The sequence below is a fragment of the Streptoverticillium reticulum genome (assembly GCF_047456005.1).
Lineage (GTDB): Bacteria > Actinomycetota > Actinomycetes > Streptomycetales > Streptomycetaceae > Streptomyces > Streptomyces reticulum.
In genome coordinates, this window is record NZ_CP179755.1 from 3,460,694 (window position 1) to 3,477,073 (window position 16,380).

Consider the following 16,380-nt stretch of genomic DNA (forward strand, 5'->3'; position numbering starts at 1 on the left):
ACGCGTCCTCCTCAGCGCAGGCGCAGCGCCTTCAGCGCGCGCAGTCCGCCCGTCATCAGCCGTGCGTACTTCTCGTCGTCCATGCCGAACGCCGGGCCGAGCGGCATCACCCGCTGCTGCGCGACGGTCTGGGCCTCGGTGTACTTGAGGATGCCCTCCGAGCCGTGGCGGCGGCCCAGCCCGGAGTCGCCCATGCCGCCCATGGGTGCCTGGGCGCTGCCGTAGGCGGCCGCGTACGCCTCGTTGACGTTGACGGTGCCCGCCTTCAGCCGTGCCGCGATCTCCCGGCCGCGCCGCCCGTCGGCCGTCCAGACGCTCGCATTGAGGCCGAACGGCGTGGAGTTGGCCAGCCGGACCGCCTCGTCCTCGTCGGTGAAGCGGTAGACGGACACCACCGGGCCGAACGTCTCCTCCGTGCACACCGCCATGGGCGGCTCGACGCCGTCGAGGATGGTCGGCTCGTAGAACAGCGGCCCGGCGTCCGGCCGGTGGCGGCCGCCCGCGACGAGCGTGGCGCCCTTGGCCACGGCCTCGTCCACGTGCCGGGTGACGTTCTCCAGCTGCTTCTGCGAGACCAGCGAGCCCATGTCGGCGCCGTAGGCGAGCGCCGTCCCCAGCCGCATCGCCCGGGTCCGGGCGGCGAAGCGGGCCAGGAAGTCGTCGGCGACCGAGGCGTGCACGTAGAGGCGCTCGATGGAGATGCACAGCTGTCCGGCGGAGGAGAAGCAGCCCCGGACGGCACCGGCCGCCGCCTTCTCGATGTCGGCGTCGCGCAGCACCAGCATGGCGTTCTTGCCGCCGAGTTCGAGGGAGCAGCCGACCAGCCGGACGGCCGCGCTGCGGGCGACCTCGCGGCCGGTGCGGGTGGAGCCGGTGAAGGAGACGTAGTCCGCCCGGTCCGTCACCTCCGGGCCGACGACCGGGCCCTCGCCGAGCACCACCTGCCAGACGCCCTCGGGGAGCCCCGCCTCGATCAGCAGCTCGCGCGCCAGCAGCGCGGTCAGGGCGGTCTGGGTGTCGGGCTTCATCACGACGGCGTTGCCCGCGACGAAGGCGGGCAACGCGTCGCCGACCGACAGCTCGAACGGGTAGTTCCAGGGCGCGATCTGCCCGACGACACCGCGCGGGCGGCGCAGTTCGGTGACCCGGGTGAGCGTGGGGATGACGCCGGTGTGACGCTTCGGACGGAGGTAGGCGGGGGCACTGCGGCCGTAGTGACGGGCGGCCACGGCGACCGCCTGCACCTCCTCGTGCGCGTGCAGCCGGGCCTTGCCGGTCTCCAGCTGGATCAGGTCGAGGATGTCGGATTGGCGGCGCAGCACGAGGTCGTGGAACCGCAGCAGCACGCCTGCGCGCTCGCGCACGGAGCGGGCGGCCCAGTGCCGCTGTGCCTCGCGGGCCCGCTCGAACGCGGCGGCGACGTCCTCGGGAGTGGACTCCGGCAGCTGGGCCAGCACCTCGCCGGTGAACGGTGCGTGGCTCACGGTGCTGCCGGAGCCGGTGACGCCGGCGGTGAGACGGGCCACGAGAGCCGGGGTGACCACGTCGGCAGCGGTACGGGCGCCGGCCGGGGCGAGGGGATTGCTGTGCCGCGATTCCGTCATGGGGGCGAGCGTAGGCGTGCTCGGACGCTTTGGGTACCCGTCAGTAGCCTCATTCTGCGACCCGGGCCACTCGGGCAACGGCCCAGGACAGGCCCTGGGTCAGGCCCTACGGCAGGCCCTACGGTCCCGACCGTGGCCTGATGCGGGCGAAGGTGTCCAGTGCGACGTCGAAGTACCGCTTGCCCTCTGCCGACTTGGCGAGCGGCGAGGACACCCAGACGTCGTACATCTTGTCCGCCTCGTCCCACGAGATGTCGTACGTGTGACGGTCGCCCTGCGGTGCCTTGCTCTCGCTCTCCGCGAAGCCGTCCCAGCTGAACTCCCAGGAGGCGGCCTTGAGTCCCTTGTACGTGGTCCGCTCGACCTGGCCGTCGCGATAGCCGGGGTAGCGGTCGGGCGCGAGGGCGGCGGCACTGCGCATCACCCCGATCGGGCCGCCCTCCTGCGGGTCCTGGATGAGGACGCCGATGCGGAACTCCTTGCCCGGCGAGTAGTAGAAGACGCGCGGCGGCTCGAAGGAGCGGACGTACCCGTCGGGGACAGCGAGGGCGAAGCCCGCCGGGTCCTGCACCGCGTGGAACCCCTCCGGGGCGGACACGGCAGCGCTGGCCGACGCCTCCGGGACGGACGGGGCCGAGGCGCTGGTGCCGGTGATGTCCGTGACGGCGGAGTGCGGGGGCCTGCCGTCCGTGCGGCCCGCGCCCGGGTGCATCAGCAGCGCGGCCAGCCCGGCGCCCATGCCGGCCAGGGTCGCCACGGCGAGGGCGGCCATCAGCGCGGTGCGCCCGCGGCCGGGGGTGAGCGCGGTGGCCGGGAGCACGGGCAGCTGGACGCTCCGCTCCGTGGGCGTATAGGCCACCCCCACGGAGGCGTTGCCCGTCTCCAGGTAGGCGCGCAGCAGCTGTTCGGCCCGGTCGGTGCTCATCCGCCGCGCCGGGTCGCGCTCCAGCAGCCCCCGGACGACCGGCAGCAGCGGGCCCGCGGCGGCGGGCGGGCGGATCTCGTCGTGGACGACCGCGTGCAGGATGCCGCCCAGTGAATCCCGGTGGAACGGCGACGACCCGCTGAGCGCCGTGCACAACAGCACGCCCAGCGACCAGAGATCGGACTCCGGCCCCGCGCGCCCGCCCGACATCCGCTCCGGCGCGGTGTATTCGGGGGAGCCGACGAACGCGCCGGTCTCGGTGATCGTCGTCGCCCCGGAGACCTGTGCGATGCCGAAGTCCGTCAGGACGACACGCCCCGTGCCGGCCTCCAGCAGGACGTTGGGCGGCTTGATGTCCCGGTGCAGCACGCCGCGCGCGTGCGCCGCACGCAGCGCCCCCAGCATCGCGACCCCGATCCGCGCAGCCTCCCCCGCGCCCACCGGGCCGTCGGCCGCCAGCAGATCGGACAGCGCACGCCCCTCGACCAGCTCCATGACGATCCAGGGCCGCCCGCCCTGCTCGACGATGTCGTGCAGCACGACCACGTTCGGATGCTTGATCAACGCCACCGTGCGCGCCTCGCGCAGGGTGCGCTCCCGCTGGGCCTCGTTGTCGCGCGCGGAGTCGGCGTCGCCCACGTGCAGTTCCTTGACCGCGACCTCGCGGGCGAGCAGCTCGTCCGTGGCACGCCATACGGTGCCCATCCCGCCGCGCCCGATCCGCCGGCCGAGCCGGTAGCGCCCGGCGAGCAGGCCGCCGGGGGCAGCGAAGGTCCCCATGTGCCCATCTTGCCGCAACGTCTCCCGGCCGACGGCGTCCGTGCGGCACGCGTCGGGGTGCTTCGGGGCGCTGCAGTGCGCCTCAGCCGGTGCGGAACGCCGCCTCGACGATGCCCTGTACGCAAGGTATTTCGCCGGATCCCTGTGCGCGTATGCAGGCGAGGGAGTACGCCACGCGTCGCGAGAGGTCCGGGGCGGCCAGGACACCGCAGACGAAACCGGGGCCGGAGCCCGTCGCACCCAGCAGCTCCCTGCCGTCCGGCAGGACGGTGCGCTCCAACCCGCCGTGGGTGGCCAGGAGTTCCTGCTGTGCGGGGCCGAGCAGGCGTCCTTCGAGCAGGGCGGTGAGGAAGCGGTCCAGATCGGCCGCCGTGGAGACCATGCCCCCGGCCGCCCAGGCGTGCGGGCTGCGCGCCGTCACATCGGTGAGGCCGCCGCCGGTCGCCACGTAGGTGTGGGAGCACGGCTCCGGGAGCGTGACGTCGTCCGCGTCCGGCACGTGCGTACAGCGCAGGCCTAGCGGGCGCGCGATGCGCTCGCGCACCTCGCGGGCGAAGGAGCGGCCGGTGATCTCCTCGATGACGAGGCCGGCCAGGAGGTCCTCGATGCCGTTGCGCGGCTCGGCCGCCTCCGGGGTGAACTCCCGCTGTTCCTTGAGCGCTTCGCGCACGATCCGCTCCGGACTCCAAGAATCGAAACGGTGCTCCGTGAACCATTCGTTCGAGCCGTCCCCATATGTCAGGGAGGGCAGTGCGGGCAGGCCGCTCGTGCCGTCGAGCAACTGGCCGACGGTGACCTGCCGGTGGGACTCCGGGAGGAGGCCGGGGAGGTGCCGCACGACCGGGGTGCCGAGGTCGACGCGCTGCTCGCCCGCCAGCTGGAGCATCACCGCGTGAGTGAAGAGCCGGGTGATGCCGCCGATACGGAAAGAGGAATCGGAGCGCACCGGGGCGCCGGTGCCCGCGTCGGCCACGCCGGACACGCCCCACCAGTGGCCGGCGGATCCGGCGACCCTGACCAGGGCGCCCGTGACGTCGGCATCCGGAAGTCCCGCGACGGAACGGCGCAGGGCGTCCCTGTCGAGCGACGGTCCGGCGGTGGTCGCCGCCAGCAGGGCGGCGAAGGCCGGCCCCCAGGCGTTGCGCTTCAGCGTGTCCATGCGTCGAGTCTGTCCGCGGGGCCGCCGCCGAACATCCGGGACGAGCCCGGACGTTGCCCCCAGCCGGACCCCTACGGGGTGTGTTCGGGTGCACCGCTCCCGGCGACGCGCCCCTCCCGGAACGAGGACAGGAACCGACCTACTCACCCCGTACCGTCGCCCCATGAGCACCGTCCTCCCCCGCATCACCGACGAGCAGCGCCGCGCCCGGCTCGGGCACCGGCACCTCCTCGCCCCCGGCCGGCGCGCGGCGCGCGTCGAGGATGTCGCCGACGCCCTCGTGGGCCTGCACGCCAGCGACGCCGCCACCGTCTACCTCTCGGCCTGCGCCCGGCTCGCCGAGCCCTCCGCGGGCGAGGTGGAGCGCGGGCTCTACGACGACGTCTCCCTCGTCAAGCTGCTCTCCATGCGGCGCACCCTCTTCGCCGTCACCACCGAACTCGCCCCGTACGTCTACTCGTCCACCGCCCGCGCCATCGCCGTCCGCGAGCGGGCCGTCCTCGTCAAACACCTCCACGCGCACCTGCCCGACTGGGACGAGGAGCGCCTCGCCGGCACCGAGCGCGCCGTGCTCGCCGCCCTCGCCGAGCGCGGCGAGGCGACGACCGCGGAACTGGGCAAGGCCGTGCCCGCCCTGCGCGACACGATGGTCGTCTCGCCCGGCAAGCCGTACGAGGCCCGGCAGAGCGTCGGCTCGCGGGTCCTTCGGCTGCTCGCCTCGGACGGGCACCTGCGCCGCGCACGGCCGCGGGGCTCGTGGACCAGCAGCATGTACCCGTGGGCGCTCGTCCCCCAACTGCCCGAGCTCCCGGTGCGGGAGGCCAAGGCCGAACTGGCGCGGCGCTGGCTCGCCTCGTACGGGCCCGCCACCGAGGCCGACCTCAAGTGGTGGACGGGCTGGACGCTGGGCGACACGCGCAAGGCGCTGGCGGACGTGGGCGCCGTGGACGTGGAGCTGACGGAGGGGACGGGGTACGTGCTCCCGGAGGATCTCGAGGGCGGGGAGGCCGCCGAGCCCTGGGCCGCCCTGCTCCCCGGGCTCGACCCGACCTCCATGGGCTGGCGGCAGCGCGACTGGTACCTGTCCCCCGGCCACGTCCCCGCGCTCTTCGACCGCGCGGGCAACATCGGGCCCACCGTCTGGTGGAACGGGCGCATCGTGGGCGGCTGGGCCCAGCGCGCGGACGGCGAGGTCGTCTGGCGCGCGCTGGACCGCGTGGGCCGCGAGGCGAAGGCGGCGGTGGCGGCCGAGGCGGAGCGGCTGTCCGCCTGGATCGGGGAGGTCCGGGTCACGCCCCGGTTTCGCACGCCGCTGGAGCGGGAGCTGAGCGCTCCGCGGGAGGTGCGGTAGTCCGGCTGCGGCCCCGGGCCCCTTCGGGGCGCTGGGCCCGGACCTGTCCGGCGGATCTTCGCTCGTGGGTGCGGTGCGCCCCGAAGGGGCGCATGGAACTGCGCGACCGGCCACGACGCACCCGCAGCCGAGGTTCTCGGGGCTTCGCCCCGGACCCGGGTGCAGTGCGCCGACTGCAGGCCGTCGGTGGCTGATCGCGCAGTTCCCCGCGCCCCTGACAGGGCGCTAGACCCTAGTGGCGTGACGGCGGCGACGTCCGACCGGTCGGCTCGTCCCCGTACGGCGTGGTCATGAACTCGAGGTTGAGGGTGCCGCCCGGGTCCTCGGTGTAGAAGCCCCGGCCGCCGTACTCGGTGTTGATCTCACCCTCGACGCGGTGCGCGGGGTCGGCCCAGTAGCGCAGTCCGCGTTCCGTGACTCGGCCGAATATGGCGTCGAACTCCTCGTCGGTGACGAGGTAGGCGAGGTGGCTCCCGTTGATGGCGTCCGCGGGCACCAGGTCGTCGGCGAAGTCGACGCCGACCCCGTTGGACGAGGCGACCTGGGTGAAGCGCCCCCAGTCCACCGGTTTGCCGGTGCCCGTCAGCTCGGTGAGGAACTCGGCCGTCCGATGACGGTCCTTGACGTGCACGATGATGTGGTTCAGCTCGTTTGCCATGGCGGACCCCAACCTTTCGACTGGCGATCAGGCTGTCTTCGGCTGCCTGCTCGGACCATTCTTCCGCGGCCCGAGGGGACGGACCACGGAAGAATTGGACTTTGTCTAAAATTGTAGCCCGTCGACAGCCAAGCCCCTCAGCCGGCCACCCGCCACGTCAGGTCGCCCGACATCCGCTTGAGGATCTCCGGGTCGCGCACCGCCCCCGTCCGGTCGGTCGCGCGGGCCGTCACCGTGTGAGTGCGCCCGTCGGCCCGGACACCCAGGGAGCGCGGCACCACCGCGAGCCGGCCTCGCGCCGCCGCCACCTCGTGACCGTCCACGTACCAGCGCACCGCCACCGACCGTGCGGCCAACCGGACGGTCAGACGTTCACTCCTCCGGACCGTCACATCCGTCCGCGCACTGCTCGACAGGACGCTCGCATGACGGTAGAAGCCCGCGATCATCGCCTCGCGTCCCGGCAGATTGAACTCCCTGCCCAGCGACCGCATGATCGAGTTGTCGGTGGGGCGGAACAGGCCCTTGGGGTAGTAGCCGCCCCCCTCGAACGTGTCGACGACACCGCCGTCGGGCGACGGCTGTCCGAGCCAGCGGTACCACTTCGTCCGCTGCGCCTGCATCTGCCCTGCGCTCAGCGTGCTGATGTTGGACTCGTGCGGCTCGGCGCCCGTGTAGGTGCCGTACTCGTCGTACTGGTATTCGTCGGCAAGTTTGCCCAGTGAGTGTCCCGTCTCGTGGACCGCGATCTGGTCCGAGCGGTCGTTGTCGGACGACGCCGTCGCTATGCCGTCGTAACCCACCTTCGACACCACGTCGTTGTAGCCCGCACCGCCGTACTTGGCGGAGTTGGCGAGCACCACCACCAGGTCCGCCGCGGGCGCCTTGGCGGCATACGGCTCCACCTTCGCCGTGTCGACGCACAGCAGCCGCTCGATGCCGTCGCAGAAGAAGCCCGAGCCCAGTGCGGTGTCCTTCTTCACGCCCTGCGCGGGGTCGCCCGACACGCCGGAGTCCCGTGAAACGGCGTCCACAGCCCACACGTTGAAGAGATTGCGGTACGAGGCGTACGGCTCGACGGCCGACATCTTGGCCCACTTGGCGCGCACTGCGGCGTGAAACGCCTCCTGCTGGCCGGCGGTGTAGCCGTCGCCGATGAAGACGACGTCCAGCTTGCTGTTCACCGGGCCGTTGTTCACGATCGACGTGACGTCGCCGTCCCCCTTGAACGAGGGTCTGAGCGGCCTGACCGGGGTAGTGGAGACGGGGAGCCGGGCGTGATGCGGGTGACCGCCCGGCTCCGTGAAGTACTCGACGTCCTGCTGTCGTTGGGGGTGCGGCTGCTGTGCCGCAGCGGCAGGGGCGGCGAGCGCGGCCATGACCGCCACGCCCACCGCCAGCGATATTCGTCTGCGCATGGGGGGTCCTCTCGAAGACCGCCGCAAAAGCGGCGACTCAAGTCGCTTTAATGCGCGGCTTAACGTAGAGGCGCGACCGTCCCATGACAATGCCTGCGGCTCAACCGACCGCTCAGACCTCTCCCCTGACAAGCCCTATCAACCGGTCCAGCACCACCCGGCCGCTTGCCCGCACCCCGTCGTGCTCGTACTCGTCCGTCACCCACGTCCGCAGCCCCGCGATGGCGCGCGCTGTGCGCAGCGAGTGCTCCGTGTCGACGTACAGGTCGTCGTGATAGACGGCAGCAGCCACCGGCACCTCGTTGCGGGCGAGCCGCTCGGCGTCGTACAGCGGCGTCCAGCCCTTGCGTCCGGCGAGCAGTTCGGCGGTGTGCCGCAGGGGGCGCAGGGCGGGATGGGTGTGCAGCATCCAGGGATGGACGGTCTCTCCGGTGAAGAGAAAACGCCCACCGGGCTCGAAATGGCATTCGAACTGCGGGAATTCCGCCCGTATGCGCTCCGCCGACCAGTGCGTCGCGCGCCCGTCCTGGGCATAAATAGCCTCGTGGAGAATGGCGTAGAGCGGGTTGTCGGCGCGTGTGAGCACAGCTGCGACCTGTTCACCGAAAGCATCGGACAGGCGCGGCCCGGAGACGGTGTCCACGAAGGCGTCCTCCAGCAAGTAATGCAGGCGGTGCGAGCCGTCGCCCGTACCGAGGAGGATGCCGAGCTGCTGGAAGGCCTCGACGGTCAGCAGCGTGCCGTCGGGGAGCACTTCCTCGTGCGCCGCCAGGTGCGCGGCTATGCGCCGTGCGGCGGCCTCGTCACCGGGGTAGCGGGCGTAGTGCGCAAGGCATTTGCGTTCCATGCGCGGGTAGGCGGCGCGGTAGACGTCGTCCGCATCGGCATCCAGGGACGGCAGGCCGCCGGTGATCAGCACCTCGGCGAGCCCCTCCGGCGCGTACGACAGGTACGTCACCGCGCAGAAACCGCCGAAACTCTGCCCCAGCACGCTCCACGGCCGCCCGCCCGTCAGCAGCGGCCGGATGTACTCGCAGTCGCGGACGATCGAGTCGGCCCGGAAGTGGGCCAGGTACGCGGCCTGTTCGGCCGGGGTGCCGCGCAGCGGAAGGGTCTGCCGGTTCGCGGGCGTGGACCGTCCGGTCCCGCGCTGGTCGAGCAGCAAAACGCGGTACTCGTCCAGCGCCCGGTCCAGCCAGCCCTCGCGGCCCACCGGACGGCCGGCCGCACAGCCGGGACCGCCCTGCAGATAGACCAGCCAGGGCAGTTCGTCCCGCACACGCCCGGCGGCGACGACCTCGCGCGCGTATATCCGGATCCGTTCGCCGCCGGGAACCGCATGATCGAGGGGGACGTCGAAGAAGTGGTCGGTGAGGACGAGGCCGGGCTGGCGGACGGAAGAGGCAGCAGCCCTTTCGGGGGACATCGGCACGATCGCATCCTCACGTAAGCAGATTTACGGCACGGTGTGAAACACGGCGCAATGTACCGAGCGAGGCACCGAGGGGCGAAAGTGGCCGAGAACATCACCCACGGCATACGGACGGACGACCCCGCCGACATCGGCCGGCGCGTCCTGCGGCTGCGCACGAAGGCAGGGCTCACCCAGAAACAGCTGGCCGAACCGGCCTACACGGCCGCCTACATCTCCACGCTCGAGGCCGGCAAGGTCCGCCCCTCGGAGACCGCCCTGCGGCACCTCGCCGGACGGCTGGGCACCACCGTCGAGGAACTCACCACCGGCCGTCCGCCGCACCTGGCCACCGGCCTGCGGATGCGGCTGACCGACGCCCGCCGCACGCTGGCGACCGGCGAGGCGGAGGACGCGGCGGCCCTCTTCCGTGCCCTCCACGACGAGACGGCCGCCCTGGGCCTCGTCCCCGAGCAGGCCGCCGCCCTGCAGGGCCTCGGCGACTGCGCCCTGGAGACCGGCGACCTCACCGACGCCCGCGACCGCTTCGCCGAGGCCGAGGCGCTGCTGGCCGACGAACCGCTGCCGCGCCGCGTCCCGGCCCTGCGCGGGCGCGCCACGGCCCACCTCCTGGCCGGCGAACTGCGCTACTCCTGCTACCTGTTGGAGACGGCCGTCGACGAGCTCAACGCCTCCGGCATGCACGACCCGGACGCGCTCCTGCTGCTCTACACCGCCTCCATCGCGCCCTACATGGACATGGGAGCGCACGCACGCGCCGCGCACGCCGCGGAGCTCGCACTGACCCTCGCGCCCCAGGTGGACAACCCCGCGCTGGTCGCCGGCATGCACCGGGGCGTGGCCCGCACGCTCATCGCCGAGGGCCGGATCGCCGAGGCCGACGCCTCCCTGGCCAAGGCGCAGGAGCTCTACCGGCAGCTGCACATCCGCACCGAGCTCGCCCACTGCCACTGGATGCGCGGCTACGTGCACGCCCAGGACGGCAATCTGCGCAAGGCCGAGAGCGAGCTGCGCACCGCGCGCGACATGCTGGCCTCCAAGCGGGCCGCCCTCTTCACGGTCCAGGTCGAGGTGGAGCTGGCGGACGTGCTGCGGCGGCGCGGCAAGACGGCGGAGGCCGAGGAGCTGCTGCATCCACTGCTGTCGCCCGATGCGCTGGGCGCGGAGCGGGGTGCGGTGCATGCGGGCGGGGCCCACCGTCTCCTCGGGCTGATCGCCGAGGACCGGGGTGACACGGACCGGGCCGAGGAGCACTACTGTGCCGCCCTCTCCCTGCTGGAGCGGACCGGTGCCGCCGGGGATCTGGCCGATCTGTGCCGGCTGCTCGGTGATCTGTTGCGGCGTACGGGCCGTACGGAGGCGGCGCTGGACGCCTATCGGACGGGGCTGGGGCATCGGGCTGCGCCCGGCACCACCACGCTCGGGCCGGCGCCTACCGCGCCGCCTCAGTGGCCTCGGCCGTAGGCTCCGCCGGTAGGGCCGCATTTCGGCTGCAGGCCGGCTGTGGTTGCTCGCGCAGTTCCCCGCGCCCCTTACGGGGCGCCCCCTTACGGCGCTCGAATCCGCGGATGTCCGAGCCGTACGGCAGGCTGGAGGGGTACGAACAGTAGGACGAACGAGGAGCAGCCGGTGATCCGTGTTGCGGTGGTGGACGACGAACAGCTCGTCCGGTCCGGGCTGCGGATGATCCTGGGCACGGCCCCGGACATCGAAGTGATCGCCGACTGCGGCGGCGGCGAGGCCGTGGCCGTGATCACCGCCTGCACCCCGGACGTGGTCCTGCTGGACATCCGCATGCCGGACGTGGACGGCCTGACCGTGCTGCGCGCCCTGCGCGCCGCCCCGCAGCCGCCGGCCGTCGCCATGCTCACGACGTTCGACGCCGAGGAGTACCTCGCCGCCGCGCTCCGCCACGGCGCCGCCGGCTTCCTCCTCAAGGACACCGACCCGGAACAGCTCGTCCGCGCGGTGCGCACCCTCGCCTCCGGCGGCAGCGTGCTGGACCCGGGCGTGACGCGTGCCGTGATCGGCGGCTATCTGGCCGCGGAGGCCGAGACCGCGGCGGCCGAGGCCGTACGGTCCCTCACCCCGCGCGAGCGCGAGGTGCTGGCCCACCTCGGCACGGGCCTGGCCAACCCGCAGATCGCCGAGCGCATGGGCCTGGCGCCCAGCACGGTCAAGGACCACGTGCGGGCCGTCCTCGGCAAGCTCGGCGGCGTCAACCGGGTGCAGGCCGCGATCGTCGCCGACCGCGCGGGCCTGGTCACCGCCTGCCGCCCCACGGAGCCCCGAAGACCCACGGACGCGGCCCGGAGCGAGGGCGGCGCCCGATGAGCACCGTGGCAGCGCGGCTCAGGACGTTCCCGTGGCCCCCGTGGGCCCCGGTCGTCGCGCCCATGCTGTTCGCCACGGCGGACGCGCTGCTCGTCAACGGGACCGCGCCGTCCCTCGCGCTCTGGCTGTCACTCCTGGCCGCGGTCGTCCTGCTGTGGCGCCGCCGCTTCCCCGTGGCCGTCTTCCTGGTCACCCTGCCCGGCCTGCACATCGGCTACATCTGGTTCGCGCCGCTCATCGCGCTGTACACGATCGCGGTCCGCAGGCCGGACCGCCGGCTGCTGCTCGGCACGGGCCTGCTGCTGGCCGTGGCGCACTTCGTCCCGTATCCCGCCTCGCAGTGGGGCAGCGCGCGGCAGACCGGTCTGTCCGCCGCCGACGCGCTCGTCAACGCCGCCACCCCCATCGCCCTGGGTCTGCTCGTGCGCACCCGCCGTGAACTCGCCGACCGGCTCGACGAGCTGACCAGCAGCCGGGCCCGCGAGGACCGGCTGCTGGCGGACCAGGTGCTGGCCACCGAACGCGCCCGGCTCGCCCGGGAGATGCACGACGTGGTGGCCCATCAGGTCAGTCTGATCAGCCTCCAGGCCGGGGCCGTGCAGGTCAGCACCGACGACAGCAGGGCGCGGGCCGGGGCCGGCACCATCCGTGAACTGTCCGTGCGCACGCTCGACGAGCTGCGCCACATGGTCGGGATCCTGCGCGCGGCCGGCGCCGACACCGAGGAGCTCACGCCGCAGCCGCGGCTGGCGGATCTGCCCCGGCTGATCGAACTGAGCGCGCTGGACGTCGCGTTCGAGGACGTGACCGCGCCCGACGCCCGGCGCTCGGAGGCCGTCGAGCGGGCGGCCTTCCGCACCGTGCAGGAGGCGCTGACCAACGTGCGCAAGCACGCGCCGGGTTCGAAGGTGCTGGTGCGGGTGGCGGAGGAGCGGGGCAGGGGCCTGCTGGTGGAGGTGCGCAACGGCCCGGCGGACTCGGCCGTGCCGGCGCCGGGGCTGCCCGGCGGGGGCCACGGCCTGGTGGGGCTGCGCGAGCGGGCCCAGAGTCTGGGCGGCACGCTGGAGGCACACACCACGGAGGAGGGCGGCTTCGTCGTACGCGCCCGGTTCCCGCGGGAGGAGCGGCCGTAGCGGGCGCTCAGGCCGACAGCGGGCGGGTGCCGGTGGGCTCCGCCGTGGCGCTGTCCAGATCCGGGTAGACCTCGAAGAGGCGGCGCACCCCCAGCGCGGCCAGCACCCTGTTGACGTGGGAGCCCTCCACGGCTCCCTGGGCGGGCAGGATCAGCCGCAGCCTGCCCTGGCAGGAGCGCATCAGCCGACGGGCGGCGATCAGCACGCCCACCCCGCTGGAGTCGCAGAACCGCACCTCGCCGAGATCGAGCACCAGGGACCTGCGCCCCTCGGCGACCGCGTCGTGCACATGCTGCCGGACCGCCGGTGAGGTCACCAGATCCATCTCGCCGCAGACCCGGAGCACGGCCCACTCCCCCTGCTCGTGCCCCACCACCTTCAATGTCACGCGCCGAGCCCCTTCCCCAGTTCGTTCGTTATCCGGAATGGACCCTTCCCCTGGTGGCTGCCCGGGAGCTCCCCCGTGAAACACCACCTGGCATAAGCCGGCCGCTGTTGAGCCTATGCCCAGCCCGAACCCTGGATTCCCCTGGTTCCGGTCACACCCGCATAACACATCGGCACATTCGTGCACGTACGATCCGTACCGATCGACCAGATCGACCCAAAGTGACCGGCCCCATACCATCCGCAGCAACCGAAGATCCAGAGTTTGCCGCAAACTCATATCCCCGACGGAGGCCCGCGGCTACATTCGTCACTACGTACGGAAGGGGAGTACGTACGGAAGGGGCGGCATGACGAACGAGGCACCACCCCGGTGGGACCGCCGGATGCACCAACGGCTCACCCACGGCGAAGCCGCGGCCCTGGGCGAGCTCTACGACCGCTTCGCCTCGCTGGTGCACGGCATCGCCCACCGGGTCCTCGACGACGAGCACGGCGCCGACCAGGTCACGCGCGAGGTCTTCGGCCAGGCCTGGGAGCACCCCGAGGCCTACGACCCCCGGCACGGCTCGCTGCGCGCCTGGATCGCCGGACTCGCCCACCGGCAGGCGGTCGGCCGGCTGCGCCGCACCGAGGACGACGGCACGGCCGGGCCCGAGGAGATCGAGGAGAAGGTCCGCACCGCCTCCACCGCCGCCCGCGCCGACTACATCGTCACCTCCATGCCCGCCCCCTTGCGCGCCGCCCTCGACCTCGCCTACTTCCGGCGCCTCGACTACCGCCAGGCCGCCGCCCGCCTGGGCGTCACCGAGGACGAGGCCCGCCGCCGGCTCCGCCTCGGCCTGCAGCTGCTCTCCACCGCGCACCAGGGCCCGCGCCCCGTCCCCCCGCCCGGCTGCGGGGCGGCGCGATGAGCGGCACGGACGACCCCCGGCGCTCCGATGCGCCCCCGCGCGTCCCGGGACCGCGCGCCGCTGCGGAGGACAGTGCGCCGTGGGCGGGCGCACCGGACGCACCGGAGACGGCCGCGCCGCGGCCGGCGCTCCCGCACCCGGCGCTCCCGCACCCGGTGCTCAAGTCCCTGCTCGGCGCCTGGGCACTGGCCGCCTGCTCGGCCGAGGAGACGGCAGCCGTCGAGGGGCACCTGACCGACTGCGCGAGCTGCGCGGACGAGGCCGTCCGCCTGCGTGACGCGGTCGCCCTGCTGCACCCCGAGGACAGCCTCGACCTCGACCCCGGACTGCGCTCCCGCGTTCTCGCCGGTGCCCTCAGCCGCCGCCCCGCCCGCATCCCCGTGCCCGACTGGGCCGCGCCCTACGAGGCCGAGGCCGCCCGGCTCGACGCCCTGCTGCACGACATCGGCGAGGCGGAGTGGCGGGCGCCGGTGCGGCTCATGTGGTTCGACGGACGGGAGACGGTGGGGCGCGACACCACGGTCGCCGCGGTGATCACGCACCTGATGACGGTCGACGGCATCGTCGCCGGCGCGCTGGGGCTGCGGGACCCGCTGGAGGCGGTGGACCGGGACGCCTGTGCCTCGCTCCGCTCGCCGACCGCGCGGACGGAGGCGTACTGGGCCGCCGACGGCGCCGGGCGCGAGCCCGCAGCCGTCCACGCGGCGTGGCGGGACCAGGGGCGGTCACTGATACGGAAGGCGTCCTTCGATGCCGACCGGGTGGCCGGACTCGCCGTGGAGTACGGCCCGTTCGCCCTGCCGCTGCGGGACTCCTTCCTGGACCGCGCCTTCGAATGCTGGGTGCACGCCGGGGACATCGCGGAGGCGGTCGCCTATCCGTACACGGCACCCTCCTCGACGCACCTCCACCGCATGATCGACCTGGCGGCCCGGCTGCTGCCCACCGTGATCGCCGGACGACGGCGGGCCGGACTGGCCGCGCCAGCACGGGAGTTGGTACCCGTCGGGACGGTCGGCCGGTCGCTGCACCTGGAGATCGAGGGCAGCGGGGGCGGCCACTGGTACATCCCGCTGGACTCACCCGGAGCGGTGGGCAGCGCGGAGGGCGAAGTGGCGCATGTGGCGGTGGAGGGGGTGGAGTTCTGCCGGCTGGCCTCCGGCCGGGTTGCGCCGGGGGATGCGGCTGCCGGTGGGCTCGGGGATGCCGAGGCCATTCGGGACGTGCTGTACGCCGCCGCGTCGCTGTCGCGGCTGTGAGGGCCGGGGGCTCTTCGCCCCCAGCTCCCCCGCCGCGGCGGCCAATGTCGGCCCGTGCGGGCCGTTCGTGGTTGCTCGCGCAGTTCCCCGCGCCCCTTACGGGGCGCGTTCTACGTGAACACCACCGTCCGGCGCCCGTTCAGCAGCACCCGGTGCTCGCTGTGCCACTTCACGGCCCGCGCCAGCGCCTGGCACTCCACGTCGCGGCCGATCGCGACCAGCTGGTCGGGCGTCACCTCGTGGCCCACCCGCTCGACCTCCTGCTCGATGATCGGGCCCTCGTCGAGGTCGGCCGTCACGTAGTGCGCGGTCGCACCGATCAGCTTCACACCGCGCGCATGCGCCTGGTGGTACGGGCGTGCGCCCTTGAAGCTCGGCAGGAAGGAGTGGTGGATGTTGATGATCCGGCCGGTGAGGACCTTGCAGAGGTCGTCGGAGAGGACCTGCATGTAGCGGGCCAGGACGACCAGCTCCACGTTCTCGGACTGGACGAGCTCCAGCAGCCGCGCCTCCGCCTCCGCCTTGTTCTCCTTCGTCACCGGAATGTGGTGGAAGGGAACGCCGTAGGAGCCGACGAGCTCCTCGAAGTCGGTGTGGTTGGAGACCACCGCGGCGATCTCGACGGGCAGCGCCCCGATCCGGCTGCGGAACAGCAGGTCGTTCAGGCAGTGTCCGAACTTGGACACCATCAGCACGATGCGCATCTTCTCGTCGGCGCGGTGGATCTGCCAGTCCATGCGGAAGGAGTCCCCGACGGCGGCGAAGCTGGCCCGCAGCTTCTCCAGCGTCACGGTCGCCTCCGCGCTGAAGTGCACGCGCATGAAGAAGAGCCCGGTGTCGCGGTCTCCGAACTGCTGGCTGTCCTCGATGTTGCAGCCGGTCATGAACAGGTAGCTGGACACCGCGTGCACGATGCCCGGCTTGTCGGGACCGGAGAGGGTGAGGACGTACTGGCCGGACTGCTCGGGGGCCTTTTCGGCGACGGGGGGCTGCGAGGCGTTCATAGCCCAATAGCGTCGCACACCC

General features: G+C 72.8%; 14 protein-coding genes. 6 read left to right on the forward strand and 8 right to left on the reverse strand.

Features of this window, described 5'->3' with window-relative positions:
* Window positions 1–11: 11 nt before the first annotated feature.
* The 3 genes from ACMATS_RS15515 to ACMATS_RS15525 form a co-directional block, all read right to left on the reverse strand.
* On the reverse strand, window positions 12–1,604 hold the full coding sequence (locus ACMATS_RS15515; protein WP_414168206.1) for a succinic semialdehyde dehydrogenase: 1,593 nt from the start codon (window positions 1,602–1,604) through the stop codon (window positions 12–14).
* A 118-nt stretch (window positions 1,605–1,722) separates the two neighbouring features.
* The gene (locus tag ACMATS_RS15520) at window positions 1,723–3,309 is read right to left on the reverse strand and encodes a serine/threonine-protein kinase (protein ID WP_414168207.1); all 1,587 of its coding nucleotides are present in this window, start codon (window positions 3,307–3,309) and stop codon (window positions 1,723–1,725) included.
* Window positions 3,310–3,391: 82 nt separating this feature from the next.
* Window positions 3,392–4,468 carry a serine hydrolase domain-containing protein gene (locus ACMATS_RS15525; protein WP_390780456.1) on the reverse strand — a complete coding sequence of 359 codons (1,077 nt, stop codon included), beginning with the start codon at window positions 4,466–4,468 and terminating at the stop codon, window positions 3,392–3,394.
* A gap of 163 nt (window positions 4,469–4,631) precedes the next feature.
* On the opposite strand from ACMATS_RS15525, the gene ACMATS_RS15530 reads away from it, so the two are divergent.
* Window positions 4,632–5,819: a winged helix DNA-binding domain-containing protein gene (locus tag ACMATS_RS15530; protein ID WP_414168208.1), complete on the forward strand. Its 1,188-nt coding sequence runs from the start codon at window positions 4,632–4,634 to the stop codon at window positions 5,817–5,819.
* A 232-nt stretch (window positions 5,820–6,051) separates the two neighbouring features.
* Here the strand turns inward: ACMATS_RS15530 and ACMATS_RS15535 are convergent, their stop codons facing one another.
* From ACMATS_RS15535 to ACMATS_RS15545, 3 genes are all read right to left on the reverse strand, one after another.
* Window positions 6,052–6,477, reverse strand: a complete 426-nt coding sequence (locus ACMATS_RS15535; RefSeq protein WP_390780454.1) for a VOC family protein — start codon at window positions 6,475–6,477, stop codon at window positions 6,052–6,054.
* 137 nt (window positions 6,478–6,614) lie between these two features.
* Window positions 6,615–7,895, reverse strand: a complete 1,281-nt coding sequence (locus ACMATS_RS15540) for a M64 family metallopeptidase (RefSeq protein ID WP_414168209.1) — start codon at window positions 7,893–7,895, stop codon at window positions 6,615–6,617.
* Between the two features lie 112 nt (window positions 7,896–8,007).
* Window positions 8,008–9,321 (reverse strand): alpha/beta fold hydrolase, encoded by a 1,314-nt coding sequence (locus ACMATS_RS15545; protein WP_414168210.1) that lies wholly within the window; start codon window positions 9,319–9,321, stop codon window positions 8,008–8,010.
* Window positions 9,322–9,408: 87 nt separating this feature from the next.
* On the opposite strand from ACMATS_RS15545, the gene ACMATS_RS15550 reads away from it, so the two are divergent.
* The 3 genes from ACMATS_RS15550 (at window position 9,409) to ACMATS_RS15560 (ending at window position 12,794) form a co-directional block, all read left to right on the forward strand.
* Entirely contained in the window at window positions 9,409–10,791 is a 1,383-nt protein-coding gene (locus ACMATS_RS15550) for a helix-turn-helix domain-containing protein (RefSeq protein WP_390780452.1), read from the forward strand.
* A 165-nt stretch (window positions 10,792–10,956) separates the two neighbouring features.
* Window positions 10,957–11,661 carry a response regulator gene (locus ACMATS_RS15555; protein WP_390780451.1) on the forward strand — a complete coding sequence of 235 codons (705 nt, stop codon included), beginning with the start codon at window positions 10,957–10,959 and terminating at the stop codon, window positions 11,659–11,661.
* Window positions 11,658–12,794 (forward strand): sensor histidine kinase, encoded by a 1,137-nt coding sequence (locus ACMATS_RS15560; protein ID WP_390780450.1) that lies wholly within the window; start codon window positions 11,658–11,660, stop codon window positions 12,792–12,794. The genes ACMATS_RS15555 and ACMATS_RS15560 overlap by 4 nt, the downstream gene beginning before the upstream one ends.
* Window positions 12,795–12,801: 7 nt before the next feature.
* Here the strand turns inward: ACMATS_RS15560 and ACMATS_RS15565 are convergent, their stop codons facing one another.
* The gene (locus ACMATS_RS15565; RefSeq protein ID WP_390780449.1) at window positions 12,802–13,182 is read right to left on the reverse strand and encodes an STAS domain-containing protein; all 381 of its coding nucleotides are present in this window, start codon (window positions 13,180–13,182) and stop codon (window positions 12,802–12,804) included.
* 349 nt (window positions 13,183–13,531) lie between these two features.
* Here ACMATS_RS15565 and ACMATS_RS15570 point away from each other — a divergent pair, with 349 nt between their 5' ends.
* Window positions 13,532–14,095, forward strand: coding sequence for an RNA polymerase sigma factor (locus ACMATS_RS15570; protein WP_390780448.1), 564 nt, complete (start codon window positions 13,532–13,534; stop codon window positions 14,093–14,095).
* Window positions 14,092–15,354 carry a maleylpyruvate isomerase N-terminal domain-containing protein gene (locus tag ACMATS_RS15575; RefSeq protein ID WP_414168211.1) on the forward strand — a complete coding sequence of 421 codons (1,263 nt, stop codon included), beginning with the start codon at window positions 14,092–14,094 and terminating at the stop codon, window positions 15,352–15,354. The genes ACMATS_RS15570 and ACMATS_RS15575 overlap by 4 nt, the downstream gene beginning before the upstream one ends.
* 110 nt (window positions 15,355–15,464) lie before the next feature.
* On the opposite strand, the gene purU is transcribed toward ACMATS_RS15575, so the two are convergent.
* Window positions 15,465–16,358, reverse strand: coding sequence for a formyltetrahydrofolate deformylase (purU, locus tag ACMATS_RS15580; RefSeq protein WP_414168212.1), 894 nt, complete (start codon window positions 16,356–16,358; stop codon window positions 15,465–15,467).
* Window positions 16,359–16,380 lie beyond the last annotated feature (22 nt).